General features: G+C 30.6%; 22 protein-coding genes. 11 read left to right on the top strand and 11 right to left on the bottom strand.

The window, feature by feature from the left end; translation table 11 throughout:
• The 9 genes from ACUN3A_RS13655 (at nucleotide 1) to pelA (ending at nucleotide 6795) form a co-directional block, all read left to right on the top strand.
• A complete protein-coding gene (locus tag ACUN3A_RS13655) occupies nucleotides 1-201 on the top strand; it encodes a hypothetical protein (RefSeq protein WP_445551829.1) in 201 nt (66 codons plus the stop codon).
• Nucleotides 202-212: 11 nt separating this feature from the next.
• Entirely contained in the window at nucleotides 213-668 is a 456-nt protein-coding gene (locus tag ACUN3A_RS13650) for an exonuclease domain-containing protein (protein WP_445551828.1), read from the top strand.
• A 22-nt stretch (nucleotides 669-690) separates the two neighbouring features.
• Nucleotides 691-1971 (top strand): PDDEXK-like family protein, encoded by a 1281-nt coding sequence (locus tag ACUN3A_RS13645; protein WP_445551827.1) that lies wholly within the window; start codon nucleotides 691-693, stop codon nucleotides 1969-1971.
• Nucleotides 1972-1990: 19 nt separating this feature from the next.
• On the top strand, nucleotides 1991-3268 hold the full coding sequence (locus ACUN3A_RS13640) for a PDDEXK-like family protein (RefSeq protein WP_445551826.1): 1278 nt from the start codon (nucleotides 1991-1993) through the stop codon (nucleotides 3266-3268).
• Nucleotides 3269-3449: 181 nt separating this feature from the next.
• Nucleotides 3450-3878, top strand: a complete 429-nt coding sequence (locus ACUN3A_RS13635; protein ID WP_445551825.1) for a hypothetical protein — start codon at nucleotides 3450-3452, stop codon at nucleotides 3876-3878.
• 92 nt (nucleotides 3879-3970) lie between these two features.
• The gene (locus ACUN3A_RS13630) at nucleotides 3971-4201 is read left to right on the top strand and encodes a hypothetical protein (RefSeq protein ID WP_445551824.1); all 231 of its coding nucleotides are present in this window, start codon (nucleotides 3971-3973) and stop codon (nucleotides 4199-4201) included.
• Between the two features lie 114 nt (nucleotides 4202-4315).
• A complete protein-coding gene (locus ACUN3A_RS13625) occupies nucleotides 4316-4465 on the top strand; it encodes a hypothetical protein (protein WP_445551823.1) in 150 nt (49 codons plus the stop codon).
• Between the two features lie 385 nt (nucleotides 4466-4850).
• Nucleotides 4851-5375: a hypothetical protein gene (locus ACUN3A_RS13620; RefSeq protein WP_445551822.1), complete on the top strand. Its 525-nt coding sequence runs from the start codon at nucleotides 4851-4853 to the stop codon at nucleotides 5373-5375.
• Nucleotides 5376-5616: 241 nt separating this feature from the next.
• A complete protein-coding gene (gene pelA / locus ACUN3A_RS13615) occupies nucleotides 5617-6795 on the top strand; it encodes a pectate lyase (protein WP_445551821.1) in 1179 nt (392 codons plus the stop codon).
• A 79-nt stretch (nucleotides 6796-6874) separates the two neighbouring features.
• Here pelA and ACUN3A_RS13610 read toward each other — a convergent pair whose 3' ends face one another.
• From ACUN3A_RS13610 to ACUN3A_RS13575, 8 genes are all read right to left on the bottom strand, one after another.
• A complete protein-coding gene (locus tag ACUN3A_RS13610; protein WP_445551820.1) occupies nucleotides 6875-7687 on the bottom strand; it encodes a Cof-type HAD-IIB family hydrolase in 813 nt (270 codons plus the stop codon).
• Between the two features lie 77 nt (nucleotides 7688-7764).
• A complete protein-coding gene (locus ACUN3A_RS13605) occupies nucleotides 7765-7983 on the bottom strand; it encodes a putative signal transducing protein (RefSeq protein ID WP_445551819.1) in 219 nt (72 codons plus the stop codon).
• An 88-nt stretch (nucleotides 7984-8071) separates the two neighbouring features.
• A complete protein-coding gene (locus ACUN3A_RS13600) occupies nucleotides 8072-8590 on the bottom strand; it encodes a GNAT family N-acetyltransferase (protein ID WP_445551818.1) in 519 nt (172 codons plus the stop codon).
• 25 nt (nucleotides 8591-8615) lie between these two features.
• Nucleotides 8616-9341, bottom strand: a complete 726-nt coding sequence (locus ACUN3A_RS13595; protein WP_445551817.1) for a DEAD/DEAH box helicase — start codon at nucleotides 9339-9341, stop codon at nucleotides 8616-8618.
• A gap of 92 nt (nucleotides 9342-9433) precedes the next feature.
• The gene (locus ACUN3A_RS13590) at nucleotides 9434-10597 is read right to left on the bottom strand and encodes a sigma-54-dependent transcriptional regulator (RefSeq protein WP_445551816.1); all 1164 of its coding nucleotides are present in this window, start codon (nucleotides 10595-10597) and stop codon (nucleotides 9434-9436) included.
• Between the two features lie 150 nt (nucleotides 10598-10747).
• Nucleotides 10748-12064, bottom strand: a complete 1317-nt coding sequence (locus tag ACUN3A_RS13585) for an ABC transporter permease (protein ID WP_445551815.1) — start codon at nucleotides 12062-12064, stop codon at nucleotides 10748-10750.
• Between the two features lie 223 nt (nucleotides 12065-12287).
• Entirely contained in the window at nucleotides 12288-12959 is a 672-nt protein-coding gene (locus ACUN3A_RS13580; protein WP_445551814.1) for a hypothetical protein, read from the bottom strand.
• A 230-nt stretch (nucleotides 12960-13189) separates the two neighbouring features.
• Nucleotides 13190-14107 carry an ABC transporter ATP-binding protein gene (locus ACUN3A_RS13575; RefSeq protein ID WP_445551813.1) on the bottom strand — a complete coding sequence of 306 codons (918 nt, stop codon included), beginning with the start codon at nucleotides 14105-14107 and terminating at the stop codon, nucleotides 13190-13192.
• A 427-nt stretch (nucleotides 14108-14534) separates the two neighbouring features.
• Between ACUN3A_RS13575 and ACUN3A_RS13570 the strand changes: the two genes are divergently transcribed.
• Complete coding sequence (locus ACUN3A_RS13570) at nucleotides 14535-14984, top strand: DinB family protein (RefSeq protein WP_445551812.1); 450 nt, start codon at nucleotides 14535-14537, stop codon at nucleotides 14982-14984.
• A 70-nt stretch (nucleotides 14985-15054) separates the two neighbouring features.
• Here the strand turns inward: ACUN3A_RS13570 and dnaJ are convergent, their stop codons facing one another.
• From dnaJ to ACUN3A_RS13555, 3 genes are all read right to left on the bottom strand, one after another.
• A complete protein-coding gene (gene dnaJ / locus ACUN3A_RS13565; protein ID WP_445551811.1) occupies nucleotides 15055-16170 on the bottom strand; it encodes a molecular chaperone DnaJ in 1116 nt (371 codons plus the stop codon).
• 53 nt (nucleotides 16171-16223) lie between these two features.
• Complete coding sequence (locus tag ACUN3A_RS13560) at nucleotides 16224-16799, bottom strand: nucleotide exchange factor GrpE (protein ID WP_445551810.1); 576 nt, start codon at nucleotides 16797-16799, stop codon at nucleotides 16224-16226.
• 330 nt (nucleotides 16800-17129) lie between these two features.
• The gene (locus ACUN3A_RS13555) at nucleotides 17130-17582 is read right to left on the bottom strand and encodes a DUF4442 domain-containing protein (RefSeq protein WP_445551809.1); all 453 of its coding nucleotides are present in this window, start codon (nucleotides 17580-17582) and stop codon (nucleotides 17130-17132) included.
• A gap of 410 nt (nucleotides 17583-17992) precedes the next feature.
• On the opposite strand from ACUN3A_RS13555, the gene ACUN3A_RS13550 reads away from it, so the two are divergent.
• Nucleotides 17993-18448, top strand: coding sequence for a DUF4870 domain-containing protein (locus tag ACUN3A_RS13550; protein WP_445551808.1), 456 nt, complete (start codon nucleotides 17993-17995; stop codon nucleotides 18446-18448).
• The last annotated feature ends 101 nt before the right edge of the window (nucleotides 18449-18549 follow it).

Raw genomic sequence — 18549 nt, 5'->3', positions numbered from 1 at the left:
ATGGAAAAAGAAGAATTTGTGCGCTTGTTTTCAAAACGGATGGATAAACTAGAGCTTACTTTTAAGGAGAAATTCCCTGATGGGATAGATGATAGAACAACAGGGTTTATTCCGTTAGGTTTTCTGAATCGATTAGTAATTGATGGCAGACTATATAAGATAAAAATTTCAGGGATGGAAATTACAAATACAAATGAATAGCAATTAAATTTATGGATTGTTTTACCGCAATAGATTTTGAAATGGCAACAGGTTACAGGAATAGCATTTGCCAAGTTGGATTGGTAAGAGTAGAAAACGGAATCATTACCAAAGAAATCAATCTATTGGTTCAGCCTCCCGATAATTATTATTGGAATCGCTTTACGGACATTCACGGGATTTCCGGAAAAACTACTTTGAACACTCCTGCTTTCGGCCAAGTTTGGCATCAAATTGCGCCGTATATAGAAAATCAAAATGTGGTAGCGCACAATGGTTTTGGCTTTGATTTTCCTGTTTTGAACAAAACACTCGCCTACTATAATTTACCAATTCCTGCCTACAATAAATTTTGCACTTATAGGATTTATAAGTCAAACTTGGCTAACTTGTGCAAAGAACATAATATTCCGCTTAACCATCACGATGCATTGAGCGATGCTAGGGCTTGTGGGGAATTAGTTTGAAAAACAAAAAATAACTAAAAACATGAATGAAATTACCATTGACGAAAAAAGAACCACAACAGAAATAAAAAATTTGCTTGAAAATGTAAGTGCAATTCAGAAGAAATACGACAATATCGCAGAAATTACTGGAGAGAAATTTAATGTTTTTTCTGTTTTAAATTTGACAAGCAATGAGGTACGTACACACTCTGCATTTATAGGAGAACTTTTAAACAGGAGAGGTTCACACGGTTTAAAAGATATTCCTTTGAAACTTTTCATCCAAATGTTAGAAGAAAAATTCATACCTAATAAAGTAGATGATTACAAAAATGAAAATGATTTAAACAGATTTAAAATCAATACAGAAACATCCAAAACTATTGTTGAAAAACATATTGGAAAATTAAACGGCGACAAAACAGATGGCGGAAGAATTGATATTATTGTAGAAGACAATAACAAAAAATCCCTTATCATCGAAAACAAAATCTATGCTGGGGAACAAGAAAATCAGTTGATTCGATACAATAATTATAACAACGAAGCTCCGATTTTATTTTTAACCTTAAAAGAAAGCAAACCTAAATCAGCGAAAGGATTGATTGAGAACAAAGATTATTTCAATATTTCCTATAAAGATGATATTGTAAAATGGTTAGGTGCTTGCGTAAAAGAAGCCACAGACAAACCAATGCTTCGAGAGGTATTAAAACAATATACTTATTTGATTAAAACATTAACAGGACAAACACTTAATAAGGTCATGAGTAACGAAATACAAGAGATAATTTTAAAAAATTTTTCAATCGCAGAGCAAATCTTTAAAGATTTTGAAAATGCAAAAAATAAAATACGCAAAAGTATAAGAGATGGTGTGATTAAAAAATTAAAAATGGAATTAGATGTTAAATATGAAATTATTGAGCATAAGAATGTCGGAGAAAAGAATTCAGGAATCTGGTTAAAAGTTAAAACACCTAAAACAGAAAGTGTTATTTTTGGAATTGAGCCTTTCAGTGGTAATGGAAATGAAAGAAACAGATTGTTTTATGGAGTTTTAAATTTGCAAAATCAGAATAAGGATATTTTTATACGAAACGGGTTTTCTAATGATGAAAAAGGTTGGTGGAGAGAGAGAAATCGCTTTGACACATTGGAAAATTTATATATTGATTTTAATAATATTGAATTTCTTGAACTTTTAGGAAAAAGCGAAAAAATGCAAGAAATATTAATAGATAATATCAGCAATGAAACAATCAAATATGTAAATGATAATTCTGAACGTATTCTTAAAATTTGTAATGAAATAATTTAAAAAATTAGTATGACAATTTATGGATAAAATAAATAAACTTTTGGAACAAGTTTCAAGTATTCGAAGAGAATATGAAAAAGCAAAAATTACTGAAGAGAATTTTAATGTTTTTTCTGTTATGAATATGGAGCATAGTGAAGTTAATACTCATTCCTCAATTATAGGCGAACTATTGAATCCTAATGGCTCTCACTGTCAAGGAGATTTTTTTTTGAAATTATTTATTAGTGAAGTGCAAAATTCCTTTGGTTCAGATATTGAATTAAATAATTTTAACACTTTGATTAATGATAAAATTTGTGAAAGGACGGTCAGTTTAGATATAGATTGGGAGAATATTACTGGAGGCAGAATTGATTTAATAATAGAAGATAAAAAACAAATTCTAATTATTGAAAATAAATTATATGCTATTGATCAACCTCTTCAGTTAATTCGATATGACAATTATGCTAAAACAAAGAAAAAAGAATACAAAATTCTCTACTTAACATTGTTCGGAAAAAAATTAGAAAAAGAAGAAAAATTAGATGGAATAATAAGAGGCTACAATTTTATACATACCGAAATAAACGAATATAAATTGTTTGCCGAAAACAACACAAACAATAATTGTTTGTATTATCCTATTTCCTTTGAAGTTCACATAAGAAGTTGGATAAAAAAATGTCTCAAAAACCAAGAATTAAAACCATTATTAAAATCAACTTTACAACAATATTTAGCCTTAATTGAAAAAATAACATTCCAAACAATGAGCGAAGAAATGAAAAAGGAAATTGTATCAACAATACTAAAAAATCCTGAAGAGAATATTAAAAGTGCTTTTGAAATACATACAACTATACATAATTTAAAACGAGAATTATACAAAACATTTATTGATATTTTAAAAAACAAGATAGGATTTGAAGAAATTAAAGAAGTTAATAACATCGATATTGTTGATATAAATGATGATGCAGAATATTGCGGTGTATATTTGAACTTTAGAGCTTTAAAAAAGAATACAATTGGAATGTTTTTTGGAAGGAAAAATGATAATTCTCCATTTTCAGAAAATGTTTTTTTTGGCTTTAGAAAGAAAGAAGGTTTAGAAGATTTAATTGAAAAATTCGAAAATAAATATGATTTTATTTCTACTCCTTTTTGGATTTATAAAAATTCGGAATATAATAATTGGGGCGATTCTCCTGAAATTTGGGAAGATGTAGCAAAAGGCAAAGAAGGGAAAGTTTACCAAGAAATAATATCCGTAATAAAGGAAATCATTGAAATTGAAAAACTCTCTAATTAAATATGACACTATTCTCAAAAACGACACTCGTGTGAGTGTCGTTTTTTTTTATTCAAATAATTTTCAAAAAAAGAAAAATAAATCTTTTGATAAAAAAATTATTCCGCCACACTTTGGCACATTCCAATAATTTCTTTGTTATATCGAAAAAAAGAAAACCAATTATAAAAATTAAATTATCATGGACCTTAAATATTCAAGATTAGACAATTGTATCTTACTAGACAAGTTAAAAAATGAAGAGATAAACAAAACTTTAGCTTATATGCTCGATTTTAAAGAGCATAATAATCTTGTAGTTATTCCAAATAAACACTCCATCGAAATCTCTAATGCTTCCATTTGTATTGCAGTTATCTTGTATGTAGGTTTTGAGAAAGAAGAATATCAAGCCTTAAAAAAGAAAAACAACTTTCATATAGTAATTTTTGAATCAATTATATCAAGCATGTGCGAATTTGAAAACTTGCCTATAAAGCATATTGATTATACTGCATTATTTTTTATGTCATTGGCAAGATCAGAGGATAAAAAGATAAAAGATTTTTTGAGCCTTAATAATTTAAGAGAAAATAATACAATATACAAATTAACAAAAAAACATATTTAATCTGCCGCACTTTGTCCTACTCGCCTCATAATTTTATCCTTGGGAAAGCCGAAAACCAATTAGAGTAGGCAAACTAAAAACACAAAACTATAATGGCACAAATGATTTTAAAAGGCAAAGAAATGATTCGAATTAACCCATCAACGAAAACCAAAATTGAATATTCGACAAACGATGGAAGAAGCTGGATACTGCGTTACAATTCCAACAACTGTGGAGATTTTAACGATTTAACCGATAACGGCAAAGAAATTTTAGGAATGACTTCAAAGGGATTGTATTATTCTACCAATGAAGGCAGAAGTTGGATAAAAAGAAGTTAAAATTCAATTGTTATTTTATAGTACTATTCAAACCGTCACAATATAGCATTGTGGCGGTTTATTTTTACATCATAATAGCTACAAAAACTTAGTAATTATATTAAGAAAACGACTTTGTCAATTCTTACTGCTAATGAAGCATCTCAATTTTCTTATTCAGGCGATAAAATGGAGAATATTACCCAAAAATTATTAATGGGTGAAATTATTTTTGGTACAAAACCTAACTTCGAAAAAATCCTTTTTTCTAAAAATGAAAAATAGAATAGCAAAACTAAAAATGCTATTAGGTTTTAAAAAAACTTTATTTTCCCTTTAGCGTTTTGTTCCTATTCATTAAAATATTAATTTCACAATTCCAAAAACAACTCAACGGGAGTCCTTTCATTTTATACCAAATAAAGGCATAGTCCCATTTCAAAATTCAAAAAACTAATTATTTTAAAAATAATTTAGAATAAAAGTAATATTCTGCAACTTTATCAGTTAGAACAAAAGGATCAAATCATATAATATTTGTCTCTCTCCTTTAAATATACATAACAAATTAAATATCAGTGTTTTGAATTAAAACCATAATATTAACACTAAATGGGATTGCCGAAAACCATAAAGAGTAGGCCAATATTAAATAAATAACAAAAATTAAATGAAATCACTTTACCTCACAATCTTCCTACTATTCATCACACTTTGCTCAAAGGCACAAAATGCACCAACAGCTATAGCAACTAAAAATCCTTTTCCAACAATCAGTACTTTGACTGCTTGGGCTAGTTATAACTCTCAAGAAAAATTCAATCTTGATATCAGAAGTCTTGGTTTTAAATTTGAAGAGAAATCAGTAGAAACAGCTTCAACTGCCTACACTTACATTAGAAAAGTTACAGTAGAAAACATCAACTATACTGATAGAATTGTATACAGAATTGCTAATGATAACACAGCAAGTATTATTTCATTAGTGACCGCTTCAACGGATTTGGTTTCTTTTTACACGCCACAATTGGCTGGTTATAAAACAGGGAAATGCGACAATGAAATGTCTAAAGACAAAAAAACGACTTGTACCTGTTATACCAGTGATAAATTCGCCATCGATGTTTGTGACGAAAGAGTTAAACTGACAATGGGTGACGGAAACAATTACTTTATCTCAGTAGCTAAAAAATAAAACTTTTTTTAAATTCTAAAAGCCGTTTCATTGCAGAATGAAACGGCTTTTTTTTGATTATAAAAACCAAAATACAGATTACATTTTTTAAAATATATTCATCTTAAACACATAAAAATATTATTTTAAAACCCATTAAACCAATCAATTCAAAAAACATCTAATAAAAACTAGAGTTTACTAAGAATTAAAACCTTAGCTATTTTTTTATAAATTTAACTACTTCAATAAAAAACTTCAAATGCTAAAAATACTTCAAGACCAAATCAAAATTTTCTTATTGCTAAGCTCTTTTTTTGCTGCTTCTCAATCAAAAACTGTGATTAGCACCAAACCATTCCAAGATGGAGTCAATCATTGGTATCATATCAAAGCCAATGACAATATCATAAATCCAATCGATAATCAGCCTGTATATGAGGAATCTGATTACACCAAAATTGCAGACAACATTATATATTTTCAACGTGATAATGGTGGATGGCCTAAAAACTATGACATGAAGGCTATTTTAACCCCTGAACAAATAAAAGCTGTGATTTCTTCGAAAGCTAACTTGCATACCACATTTGACAATTCTACGACTTACACTCATATTTATTATTTAGCACAAGTTTATACGGCAACTCAAACTGAGAAATACAAAGACGCTTGTATTAAAGGAATTGATTTTATACTTAATGCACAATACGATAACGGTGGTTGGCCTCAATATTTTCCTTTAGAAAAAGGCTACAGTCGCTATATCACTTTTAATGATGGTGCTTATATGGGCATTATGAATCTGTTGAAAAAAGTGGTTACTAATGATGCTAACTTTGCGTTTGTCGATGCTAAAACTAGAAAAAAAGTTACTGTAGCTTACGAAAAAGGAATCGATTGTATCTTAAAAATGCAAATTAACGATAAAGGAAAATTAACGGCTTGGTGTCAACAACACAATGAAAAAACTTTATTACCGGAATGGGCTAGAAAATTTGAACCACCAAGTATTTGTAATGGCGAAAGTGCTGAAATAGTTTTGTTTTTAATGAATATAGACAAGCCAAATGAAAAAATAATTAATTCTATTCAAAGTGCTGTAAAATGGTTTTCAGATTCCAAAATATACAATACTCGAGTAGAAACTTTCAACGCACCTGATTTAGATTCTAAATACAATACAAAACCAGTTACTGTTGATTGTCGAGTGGTAAATGATCCTACTGCTCCTCCTATTTGGACCCGTTATTATGAATTAGTTACAGAAAGACCTTTATTCTGCGACAGAAATAGTATTTATTTATATTCCTTGGCAGAAGTTGGCAGAGAAAGACGTGTTGGTTATGCCTGGTATACTTACAATCCTGAAAAAGTCTTGAAACAATATCCAGCATGGCAAAAAAAATGGGTTCCAACAGCTGAAGTTTTAAAACCCTAACACCATGACATTTTTAATACCAATTAGAAATATAAAATAATTGAATTATATTTCTAATTGGTATAAATGAACGAATTCATTAATTCAAAATATATTTTCTAATTACCTCGGCAACACCGTGATTATTATTAGAAGCTACAATAACATCACCAAATTCTCTTAATTCAGCGTCAACATTATCTACCCAAACACCTAGTCCGGCATATTGTACCATCGTTAAATCGTTTCCTGCATTTCCAACAGCTATAATTTCACTTTGATGAATATTGAGTCTTTCTGCCAAAACTTGAATAGCAGCTCCTTTATCAATTCCGTTTGGTGCAGCTTCTAGGAAAAAGGGTTTTGACATACACACACTCAAATCTGGCATAGCATTTTTTAAAACGGCTTCTACACCTTTGAGATAACTTGGCTCTTCGAGCAATAAACATTTTACTGCCGAAGTTGTTACTGCATCTTTAAAACTTGGAACAATTAAAAGCTCCAAACCTGTAATAGTAGCCTCAACATCAATATATTCCGAATGTCTTTCGCTAATAATTTGTTCGCCTAAATAAGTAATAATATGAGTATTATTTTGCTTGCTAAAATCGTATAGAGAATGAATTTGCTCTTTGGTCAGGGCGTGTTCAAAAAGCACTTTGTCTTCTTTTAAATCTGTAATCGTTGAACCATTAAAAGAAATCATATAGGAATTATAATGATCCATTTTTAATTCTTTAGCATAAGCAGTCATCGCAGATGTTGGTCTTCCTGAAGCTAAAACTACATAAACTCCCATTTCCTGGGCCTTAAAAATCATTTCTTTATTCTCTTCGGATATGATATGATCATCATTTAACAATGTGTCATCCATATCCAAAACAATCATTTTGTATTGCACTTCTTTCATTATAAAGTTATTATAAAAAAACCTTGATACTGGAATAAGTGTCAAGGTTATAAAAAATTAAAATCAATTTAATTTAACTAGATACTCAACCTAAATTCTTCGATAACTGGATTTGCTTTAGCAAAATCAGTTTCTTGGATAAACACCTCAACAGCTGAATCCGAATTTGGAAAACCCGACATTCTAGCCGATTGGATATTGTTTTTTATTGATGTTTCAACTCCTGCATCTTCAATTTTTTTTTGTAGTGCCAAAGCCAAAATTTCACTTCCCGAAAACACTTTCATTAATCCCATAATGTTTTATTTTTTAAAATTATTATTATATCAAATCTTCAAACTAAAAGCGAATTAAATTATGCCAAAAAATTCAATTTTTATTAAACTACAATTTAAGTTTCATCATAATGTCTGTTTGTTCTTCATTTCCTAATTTAAAAATATGTTTATCAAACTCAACAAAACCATTTTTCTTGTAAAAACGTATTGCTCTAAGATTTTCTTCCCAAACACCAAGCCAAACATATTCTGAATCGTTCAGTTTTGCAACTTGAATAGCTTTATCATAAAGCAATTGCCCAACACTTTTTCCATGAAACTCTTTTGACACATAGATTCGCTCAATTTCAAGAGATTTGTTATCCTTTAATTCAGTTTGTGAGTCTCCAAAGTTGAGTTTTAAATACCCTATTACCTCATTATCAACTGTTGCAAAATAAAAATCAGAGTTTCTATCAGTAAGTTCTTCAGTAAGTTTTTCGTTAGAAAATCCAACCTCCAAATAGCTTTTCATATTCTCTTCAGAATTTGATTCTGAAAACGTTTCTTTAAAAGTTTGCCTACCAATTTTTTGCAATTGGTCAATATCGTTGAGCGTTACTTTTTTTATTGTAATGTTTACCATATTAACGGTATTTTATTTAAAAAGACTATTCCTCTTCGTCGCCTATTTCTTCTTCAGGTTCTTCAAAATCATCAACATCCAGCAATACTGATTGTTCTTCTTCTAAATCCTCTTCGTCCTCATCCTCTTCTTCATATTCTTCGTCAAAATCAAAAACGAAAGGCTCTAGCAACATTTTGTCTGCTAATATTTCTATACGATCTGTAATTTTATCGGTAAAAATAATACGTTGTGTTTTGGCAATACTATTTGAGATTCTCATGATTTTTGTCTCATTACGCAATTTCAAAATAGGATCGGCATCATCAATAATAAACATTTTTAGTCGGTTCACGTTATAACCGGCTGTAGTAAACATCTCACTCAATTTAACAGGAGTTCCAATCAACACGTCGATACCTGCTGAAATATAATTTTTGTCATATTCCATATCGCCTTTTTCATGAACCCCAAACACTCTCAAGTTAGTAAATTTCCCAAACTTTTCAAAGAGATCTTCCATTTCAAGTACTTTTGCTTTATTTTCAACAAAAATTAAAGCACGAGGCGATTCTTCCCCCTCACAAACCAATTGCTGAATTACATTCATAACAATCGTTGTTGATTTACCTGATCCTTCCGAAGAAGAAATAATAGCATCTGCCCCACTTTTTATAGTCGAAAAAGTTTCCTTTTGCAAGTCATTAGCCTCTGTCAAACCACAATCGATTAAGGCTTCCTGCAATACTTGATTAATTTTTTTTAATTTCATTTTTTTATTATTGAGATTAAAAAACAAAATAATATAAAGATAACGGTTGTAAATTCTTTAAATCATTCCATTTTTAAATCATTAAATTTCATTTATTTACTTGCAAAAGCTTTAACATCCGCTTCTGAAATTTCATTTCCTCCCAGAATAATCAAACGCTCTACCACATTGCGTAATTCCCTGATATTTCCAGTCCAATCGTATTCTTGCAACAACAGAATCGCTGGTTCCGAAAAATGTTTAACTGCATTTCCGTGCTCATTAGCTATTTTATCAGCAAAATGTTTTACCAAAGCAGGAATATCACTTCTCCTATCATTCAAAGAAGGCACATTTATAAGAATTACTGCTAAACGATGATATAAATCTTCTCTAAAACGTCCTGCTTCAATTTCGCTTTTTAAATCTTTATTCGTCGCAGCAATCACTCGAACATCAATTTTTATATCACTGTCTGCTCCAACCCTTGAGATGATTCCTTCCTGCAAAGCTCTCAACACCTTGGCTTGAGCCGATAAACTCATGTCTCCAATTTCATCTAAGAAAATGGTTCCTTTATTAGCTGCTTCAAATTTTCCTGCACGATCTTTCACTGCCGAAGTAAAAGCTCCTTTTACATGTCCAAACAATTCACTTTCTATCAATTCGCTTGGAATGGCAGCACAATTTACTTCAATCATTGGAGCTGTAGAACGTTCGCTTTTGTCATGTAATTGATGAGCAACTAATTCTTTCCCAGTTCCATTTGGTCCTGTAATCAGAACTCGAGCGTCGGTTGGAGCTACTTTATCAATCATAATTTTCACTAGATTGAGTGATTCACTTTCACCAACTATTTCGTATTTCTTACTGACCTTCTTTTTTAAAATTTTATTTTCGACAACTAGTTTTTTTCTGTCTAATGCATTTCGAACCGTATTCAACAAACGATTTAAATCTGGTGGTTTCGAAATATAATCAAAAGCACCAAGACGCATTGTATTAATAGCCGTTTCCATATCACCATGACCAGAAATCATTACAATTGGAACTTCGGTATTGAACTTTTTTACTGCTTCCAGTAATTCGACACCATCCATTCTTGGCATCTTAATATCACATAACACTAAATCGTAGTCGTTCTCTTTTATTTTTTCAAGTCCTATTACCCCATCTTCAGCAGCATCTACTTCATAAGACTCATTTTCTTCGCAAAGTATTCGAACCAATACTCTTCTAATCGCTTCTTCGTCTTCAATAATTAAAATTTTACTCATCTACTTTTTAGTTTCTAAGATTCTGAGTTTCTAAGTTACTAAGTTTCCTAAAACTTACCAACCTAGAACTTCAACAACTTTTTTTTATATTTTCAAATTCTATTCTTTAACAAAACTTAGCCTCTTAGTATCTCAGCAACTTAGCAGCTTCTAATACTTAAGCCACTTATATAATTCTCCCCAACTTGGTTTTTTACCATACATTAAAATTCCAACACGGTAAATTTTGGCAGCAAACCAAACGACACCAAGAAAGCTTGCGAATAACAAAGATACAGAAATTGCAATTTGCCACCACGGCACTCCAAAAGGAATACGCATTAGCATCACTATTGGCGAGGTTAATGGAATCATAGAAAAAACAACCGCTATTGTCCCATGCGGATCATTGATTACTGTAAAAAATCCAATATAAACACTCAGTATCAAAGGCATAATGATAGGCAAAAGAAATTGTTGCGAATCTGTTTGGTTATCTACAGCGGCCCCAATAGCAGCATAAAAAGAGCTATATAAAAAATAACCTCCAATGAAATAAACAATAAAACCAATCAGGATACTCGCAATAGGAAGGCTCCAAATTTCTTTAATATACATTTGAGCTGTTCCTGAGAATTCTTGTTGTGCTGCTTGCATCAATTCAGGTGAAACTCTCGCCGTTGGACCAACATTAACTCCAAAAAATGCAGAAGCCGCAAACATTAACGTCAAACCTATTATTGTCCAAATTAAAAACTGCAGCAATCCAGCCAATGAAGTTCCTATTATTTTCCCCATCATCAATTGGAAAGGTTTTACCGAAGATATAATAATCTCAACAATACGGTTCGTTTTCTCTTCAATTACGCTTCGCATCACCATATTACCATAAATAATAATAAACATCATTACCAGATAACCAAAAGCTCCACCAATTCCAATTTTAATTTCATTCAGCCCTCTAAGACTCTCCTCTCCAGAAGCTTTTGACAAATTTAAAACAACTTCAGCTTTTGCTTTTTTGATGGCCAAAGTATCTAAATGTGCCAATTCCAGATTATTCTTCGTTAACTTATCTGCAATAATACCTTGTGTTTTCTCGATAAAACCAATACTCGGACTTTCATTTGAAACCAACTGAATTTTAGTTTCCAAATCTTTATTGTTAGTTGTTTTGGGTACATAAAGCAAGGCCTCAAAATTCTCTTTAACAATACTATCTTTCAGAAATTGAATGTCAATTTTGGACAAATCCAAATATTTATAATCACTATTTTTATTATTTAACGCTATAAACTCATTAACAAACAAACCCGATTCATCGTGAATTGCAACCAGCTTAGTTTCGGGTTTCATCGAACTTAAATAGGTAATAAAACCAGTAATAGCAACAAATAGCAGTGGACTTAAAAAAGTCATTACAATAAATGACTTATTGCGAACCTTAGCTATAAACTCTCTTTTTATGATTAATGATATAATGCTCATTCTCGACTTATGATGTTTAATTTAATATAGACAAAATTGGATATTATTTTTTATATTGACTTTCTTACTAACTTTCGACTTTCCAATCATATTTCGTTTCACAAATAGGTTCATTTGTAACTTGGCAGATGAGTTTTATTCACAGGACAAAACGAAAAAAGAAGACAAACATTTGAAAATAAAAGTATTAGCAATAGCAATTATTGCCAATTAGTAGCTATTATCATTGCTGAATACTGATAACTGAATCGAAAATCAAATTAGCTAAATTCACCATCCCCGTATCTGAAGGATGATTACTTACAGCATCGTCTTCATACTGACCATATGCATAGTTATTATAATGATTTTGAAAATCTATTAAAGAAATGTATTTATAATTATTATCCTTAGCAACTTTCTCTTGGATTAAATCTTTTTCAAGAGAACTCCATAAATTACCCGTAATAATTACTTTAGTATTTTTTGTCTTAAAGTGATTTATCATTAAAGTTAATGAAGATTCATAATTTTTAAATTGTTTCGAAGATGTATCTATATTTTCTCCTAATCTGACAATAAGAATATCATATACTTTATTTGAGATATCGGTATACTGATTAAGATCATAATCAAAATTAAGTTCCCAAAAAGAAATATTTTTTGAAGATACAATAACATTTTCATTAGAATAATAATCTGTCATTTTAACTGTTAGCAAAGATTCAAAATCTTTATCAGGCGCAGATGCTGCCATTCCCCAATTACCATACCATCCTCGTTCTGGTATTGGCTCCCGATATGTTATGGAATTACCAACAATTAAAACTTTTAAGTCTTTTTTTTCCGAATGATCATTTTCACATGATATCAAGATAAAAATAATAAAAAATGATATTCTAATTTTCTGTTTCATATAAATATTTTTCATCATTATTCACGCCATCAATTAATAACTGAAAGATTTTCCTTTGATTTGATTTTAACACATACAGCTTAAACCTTAAATATGTATAATGTATAAAATCAAAAATTCAAACAAGATTTTGATATCTGTTAAAGTATAATTTTTAATGCTTAATTATTAATTAAACTTCTCTTGTTTTAGATTCATTGATTTTGAATATTTTCAATCACCTTTAGCTACTAGCTTACTGTTTGGATAAAAATATCATTTACACTTGGAATTTTTTCAACAAAATGGGTTACCTGTCCAAGCTGTGTTAAAACATTTAGTAATTCATTTGGTGTAGCATTTCCAATCTGAATCTCTAATTTTAATTCATCGTTTAATGATTTAAAATCAGCTTGCCCTACAGAAAACTTTTGAGTAATATCAAACATTAACCCTTCAACATTGTCTGATAAAATTCCCACTTCAAAACTATTCGTCTTAAATTGTCTTTTTACATCAATCAATTTTCCTTCTATCAGCTTATTAGATTTATGAATTAATGCAATATGATCACACAATTCTTCCACGCTTTCCATTCTGTGAGTCGAAAAAATAATAGTTGCTCCATCCTCTTTCAATGCTAAAATTTCATCTTTAATCACATTAGCATTTACGGGGTCAAATCCAGAAAAAGGCTCATCAAAAATCAATAATTTAGGCTTGTGCAAAACGCAAACTACAAACTGGATTTTCTGCGCCATTCCTTTAGATAATTCCTGAATTTTCTTGTTCCACCAACCTTGAATTCCCAAGCGATCAAACCAATATTCGAGTTGTTTTTTGGCTTCGGTTTTGGACAAACCTTTCATTTGTGCCAAATACAAGCATTGTTCACCGACTTTCATAGTGCTGTACAAACCTCTCTCCTCGGGAAGATATCCAATATGCTGAATGTGTTTGGGCTGAAGCTTTTCACCATCAAGAATAATTTCGCCGCTATCAGGCATTGTAATCTGATTGATAATTCGAATTAAGGAAGTTTTTCCTGCTCCATTTGGACCTAGAAGTCCGTATATACTCCCTTTGGGAACGGCTAATGATACTTCGTTAAGCGCAACATAATCACCATATTGCTTTACGACTTTATTTACTTCAAGAATATTGCTCACGGATGATTTTTTAGAATTGCAAAAGTAGTTAATTTGCAATGATTATAGTCGAATTATTCCACAAAAAACCTAATGATTTAAGCCTTTCGACAGACACAATAAATAAAAAAAACATTCTTCTGTAACCGCTTTAAAAAGTATAAAATACAAAGCCTATTTTTCAGGAGCCAATTCCAGCTGTCCATTTTATCTGTGTTCCCGAACCCCGGGAACACAGGATGCCATTTCCATCTGGGCTAATGAGAAAATTACCGAATATATTTGAAAAACACTGAAATAAAACATTTTTTTGACAAAAGAAGAACTGCCTAAATACACACAAAAGAATTAACTTCGTCAAATCTTCAGATTCATGAATAAATGAGGATTTTATGGTAAATAATAAGAAACTGTTCACGTATTTAAAATAGAATTTAAAATTAAAAGTATGCTGATTGAAACACTTAAAACTTTATTTGACCGCGATTTAAACAGATTGCGTATTGAAATCGAATTATACACCAACGAAGAAAATATTTGGAAAATTGATAAGAATATTTCCAATTCAGCAGGAAATCTTTGCTTGCATCTAATGGGAAATCTCAACACCTATATTGGAGCAGAAATCGGCAAAACAAATTACATTCGAAATAGAGAACTCGAATTTTCTTTAAAGAATATCTCTAAAGCCGAACTGATTGAGAGTATTGAAAAAACAAAAATAGTAGTGGCAACATCCCTTGATAATTTAACTGATAAAGAACTAGAAAGGGAATATCCTATTTTGGTATTTGATAATAAAACGGCAACAGGGTATTTATTAATTCATTTAACAACACATCTAACATATCATCTTGGACAAATAAACTATCACAGAAGACTTTTGGATTTAGATTGAAACCAAAAAAATATCCCCATTCTAAAAACAATTAGAATGGGGACTTATATATTTAAATCTTTTGAAAAGATTAAGAAAACATATCTTTTACTTTTTCAAAAAATGATTTGTCTGATTTTTCAGGATTTGGAGTAAAGTTATCATCAGTTAACGCTTTTTCAAAGAATTGTTTTTGTTCTTTGTTTAGTGTTTTTGGAGTCCAAACATTTACATGTACCAGTAAATCTCCGTTACCATAACCATTGATACTTGGAATACCTTTTCCTTTTAATCTTAGAATTTTACCTGACTGAATTCCCTCTTCAAGTTTGATTCTTACTTTACCGTTTACAGCATCAATATCTTTTGAAATTCCAAGAACCGCTTCTGCAAAACTGATGTATAAATCGTAGTGTAGATTTTCGCCTTCGCGTTTCAAAAACTCATGCTCAATTTCTTCGATAACAACAATCAAATCTCCCGAAACACTATTTCCTGGAGCGTCATTTCCTTTACCAGAAACTTTCAATTGCATTCCATCAACAACACCAGCTGGGATTTTTATAGAAACAGTTTCGTCTTCAGCAACCATTCCTTGAGAGTCAGCATTATTTGGTTTTTTATCCAAAATTTGTCCTGAACCTCCACATGTTGGACATGTAGAAGCCGATTGCATTCTTCCCAAAATAGTATTGGTAACACGCATTACTTGTCCTTGTCCGTTACAAGTAGAACACGTTTTATAGCTTACGCCTGGCGCTTGAACTTTACGTTTTACTTTTACTTTTTTCTCAACACCATTAGCAATTTCTTCAATAGTCAATTTTACTTTGATACGTAGATTGCTTCCTTTTACGCGACGAGAACCTCCGCCTCCGCCACTAAATCCGCCAAAACCGCCACCAAAAATATCTCCAAACTGGCTAAATATGTCATCCATATTCATACCACCATGGTTACCACCGCCACCAAATCCACCTGAACCATCAAATGCTTGATGACCGTATTGATCGTATTTTGCTTTTTTGGCAGGATCACTCAATACTTCATAAGCTTCGGCAGCCAATTTGAAATTTTCTTCTGCCGATTTGTCGTCAGGATTCTTGTCAGGATGGTATTTCAAAGCGCTTTTTCGGTATGCTTTTTTTATTTCAGCTGCATCAGCACCTTTTGAAATACCTAATATTTCGTAAAAATCTTTTTTCATAATTTAAAGTAAAAACCAAATTTTAAAAATCCTAAATTCCTATAAATTGGAATTTAACTACCAATTACCACTTTTGGAAAACGAATAATTTTGTCTCCTAGTTTATATCCTTTTTCAAGAACATCTACAATTTTTCCTTTCATTGCATCTGAAGCCGCTGGGATTTGTGTAATTGCTTCTGCAAAATCAGCATTAAATGCATCTCCTGCGTTAACGTCAACTTGCTCCAATCCTTTGGCAACCAATGTGCTTTTTAATTTTTCGTGAATTAATTCAACACCTTTAGCTAACAACTCATCCTCAGATTTGTTGATTTCAATTATTGCTCTATCAAAATCATCTAATACAGGCAACATCGCAAGTAAAACCTCTTGATTAGCCGTTTTGAATAATTCGATTCTTTCTTTAGTAGTACGTCTTTTATAATTTTCAAATTCAGCAAATAATCTCAAAAACTTATCTTTTTCTTTCGCTAAGTCTTGCGCTAATTGCTCTTCAACACTTAATTCTTCAATAATAATTTGCTCTCCATTTGCATTATTTTCTAATGTCACATCGTCTATTTCTTGATCGAATTCTGTATTTTCTGTAGTCATATTGCTCTTATTTTTAAAAAAATTCTTAAACATAGTTTTATTCTTTAAATCCGATTGCAAAAGTACTGCCAAAACTTATAAAATGTCAAATTGTCACTCTTTTTTAAAGAATTAAATACACATTTAAAAAAAGCACTTCCTTTCATTCAAAAAAATTAATATAATTTTAAGACTATTACGATATAGTTTACTTATATTTGATACAGATTTATATTCTAACCCAAAAGAGTACAACTCTCCAAATTAAAAATTTAAGGTTGTTTTCTATATTGTAATTATTAATTCACCATGCCTTATATCAAAAAAAGCTTCGTTTTAAGATAACGAAGCTTTTTTTTTATTTTAAAATTTGAGTGTCTATTTTTATTTCGCACGAATACTCCATTCAAAATCCATTTCAGAAACCTGAACTCCTTCTTCATTAGTTCCAATTGATTTCATCCAAAAGGTTTGACCTTCGCCATTTGCGATCGTCTTTTGAACTGCTTCCTCTATCAAATGTCCATCTTTACACACAAAAGTGATTCGTCCTGTAGCTTTCTTAGAAAAATTAGATTTGTTGTTTGCTACTAACATTGATATTTTTTTGCCACTTGCTTGAATTTTATCAATCACCATGGCTCCAGTTGTCATCTCGGCAGCCATAGCTTGAACTGCAAAATACATAGAATTAAACGGATTTTGATTTATCCATCTGTGTTTTACTGTAACTACACACTGATCTTTATCAATAAATTTAACCCGTACACCACAGATATAGGCTGAGGGTAATTTGAAAAGTATAAATCGATTCAATTTTGATACCGTTAATTCCATAGTGCTTCTTTTTTTTGCTAAAGTACAAAAAATACTATGCATACATATTAAAAAGAATAATTAACTCTATTTTGCTTTTAGGCAAAGTCTTTTGTTGCGGCACCCTTTTTATCTGTCATTTTACGCAAGTCTAAAAGCAAGACTTTTAACATCCTTTAAAATTCCGATTAGTGCCTAGAAAGACATTTTATTACTTTATAGAGAGTTATTTCTTTCAAAATAATGATTTTTTCTTAAAATTATGTTAATATATACTACTATGCTATACAAGATACTTTCTTTTAGCCATATATTTGCATAAGAAATTACTAGGTAAATCATTTAGTAAATTTTTCTAATCAATCATCACCCGAGGCGCAGCCGAACTGTTTGGAGCGTAGCGGAATAAATCAAAAAACGAAATCAAAAAAATGGAAACTTCAAACGAAAAAAAAATTGCTGCTCTGGTACACTTAAGTACTTTTAGTCAATATATCATCCCTTTTGGGAATTATATTTTTCCGATAATAATTTGGACTTCAAAAAAAGACGAATCTAAATTTGTGGATTACAATGGCAAACAAGCACTTAATTTTCAATTGAGTGTTTTAATTTATTCATTAGTGTTGGCAATGATTGCTATTCCAGCTTTTATATCCACAATTTTGAGAAACATATCTTTCAATGAATTAGTACATAATGAAGATATCGTATTTGAGAACTTCGATTTTGGAAACAGCATTGGACTTTTGACAATAGGAGTTTTAACGCTTTTTGCATTTGTCTGTATGAAAGTTGCTGAATTCTTTTTGATCATTTATGCTTCGGTAAAAGCATCAAATGGAGAGGAATATAATTATCCGTTAACCATTCCTTTTCTGAAATAATAATAAAGTTACTAAGTTGCTGAGATTCTAAGTTGCTAAGACCTCATCAGTCAAATTTAAAAACTTAGAAACTTAGTTTCTTAAATCAATTAAAAAATCAA

Source organism: Flavobacterium sp. WC2509, assembly GCF_052683105.1.
This window is presented reverse-complemented; position numbering and strand designations above follow the sequence as displayed.

Excerpts from the sequence above, each read along its gene's own strand:
- ACUN3A_RS13655 (WP_445551829.1), top strand. The coding sequence starts at position 1 with ATGGAAAAAGAAGAATTTGTGCGCTTGTTTTCAAAACGGATGGATAAA.
- ACUN3A_RS13650 (WP_445551828.1), top strand. The coding sequence starts at position 213 with ATGGATTGTTTTACCGCAATAGATTTTGAAATGGCAACAGGTTACAGG.
- ACUN3A_RS13645 (WP_445551827.1), top strand. The coding sequence starts at position 691 with ATGAATGAAATTACCATTGACGAAAAAAGAACCACAACAGAAATAAAA.
- ACUN3A_RS13640 (WP_445551826.1), top strand. The coding sequence starts at position 1,991 with ATGGATAAAATAAATAAACTTTTGGAACAAGTTTCAAGTATTCGAAGA.
- ACUN3A_RS13635 (WP_445551825.1), top strand. The coding sequence starts at position 3,450 with ATGGACCTTAAATATTCAAGATTAGACAATTGTATCTTACTAGACAAG.
- ACUN3A_RS13630 (WP_445551824.1), top strand. The coding sequence starts at position 3,971 with ATGGCACAAATGATTTTAAAAGGCAAAGAAATGATTCGAATTAACCCA.
- ACUN3A_RS13620 (WP_445551822.1), top strand. The coding sequence starts at position 4,851 with ATGAAATCACTTTACCTCACAATCTTCCTACTATTCATCACACTTTGC.
- pelA (WP_445551821.1), top strand. The coding sequence starts at position 5,617 with ATGCTAAAAATACTTCAAGACCAAATCAAAATTTTCTTATTGCTAAGC.
- ACUN3A_RS13610 (WP_445551820.1), bottom strand. The coding sequence starts at position 7,687 with ATGAAAGAAGTGCAATACAAAATGATTGTTTTGGATATGGATGACACA.
- ACUN3A_RS13605 (WP_445551819.1), bottom strand. The coding sequence starts at position 7,983 with ATGGGATTAATGAAAGTGTTTTCGGGAAGTGAAATTTTGGCTTTGGCA.
- ACUN3A_RS13600 (WP_445551818.1), bottom strand. The coding sequence starts at position 8,590 with ATGGTAAACATTACAATAAAAAAAGTAACGCTCAACGATATTGACCAA.
- ACUN3A_RS13595 (WP_445551817.1), bottom strand. The coding sequence starts at position 9,341 with ATGAAATTAAAAAAAATTAATCAAGTATTGCAGGAAGCCTTAATCGAT.
- ACUN3A_RS13590 (WP_445551816.1), bottom strand. The coding sequence starts at position 10,597 with ATGAGTAAAATTTTAATTATTGAAGACGAAGAAGCGATTAGAAGAGTA.
- ACUN3A_RS13585 (WP_445551815.1), bottom strand. The coding sequence starts at position 12,064 with ATGAGCATTATATCATTAATCATAAAAAGAGAGTTTATAGCTAAGGTT.
- ACUN3A_RS13580 (WP_445551814.1), bottom strand. The coding sequence starts at position 12,959 with ATGAAACAGAAAATTAGAATATCATTTTTTATTATTTTTATCTTGATA.
- ACUN3A_RS13570 (WP_445551812.1), top strand. The coding sequence starts at position 14,535 with ATGCTGATTGAAACACTTAAAACTTTATTTGACCGCGATTTAAACAGA.
- dnaJ (WP_445551811.1), bottom strand. The coding sequence starts at position 16,170 with ATGAAAAAAGATTTTTACGAAATATTAGGTATTTCAAAAGGTGCTGAT.
- ACUN3A_RS13560 (WP_445551810.1), bottom strand. The coding sequence starts at position 16,799 with ATGTTTAAGAATTTTTTTAAAAATAAGAGCAATATGACTACAGAAAAT.
- ACUN3A_RS13555 (WP_445551809.1), bottom strand. The coding sequence starts at position 17,582 with ATGGAATTAACGGTATCAAAATTGAATCGATTTATACTTTTCAAATTA.
- ACUN3A_RS13550 (WP_445551808.1), top strand. The coding sequence starts at position 17,993 with ATGGAAACTTCAAACGAAAAAAAAATTGCTGCTCTGGTACACTTAAGT.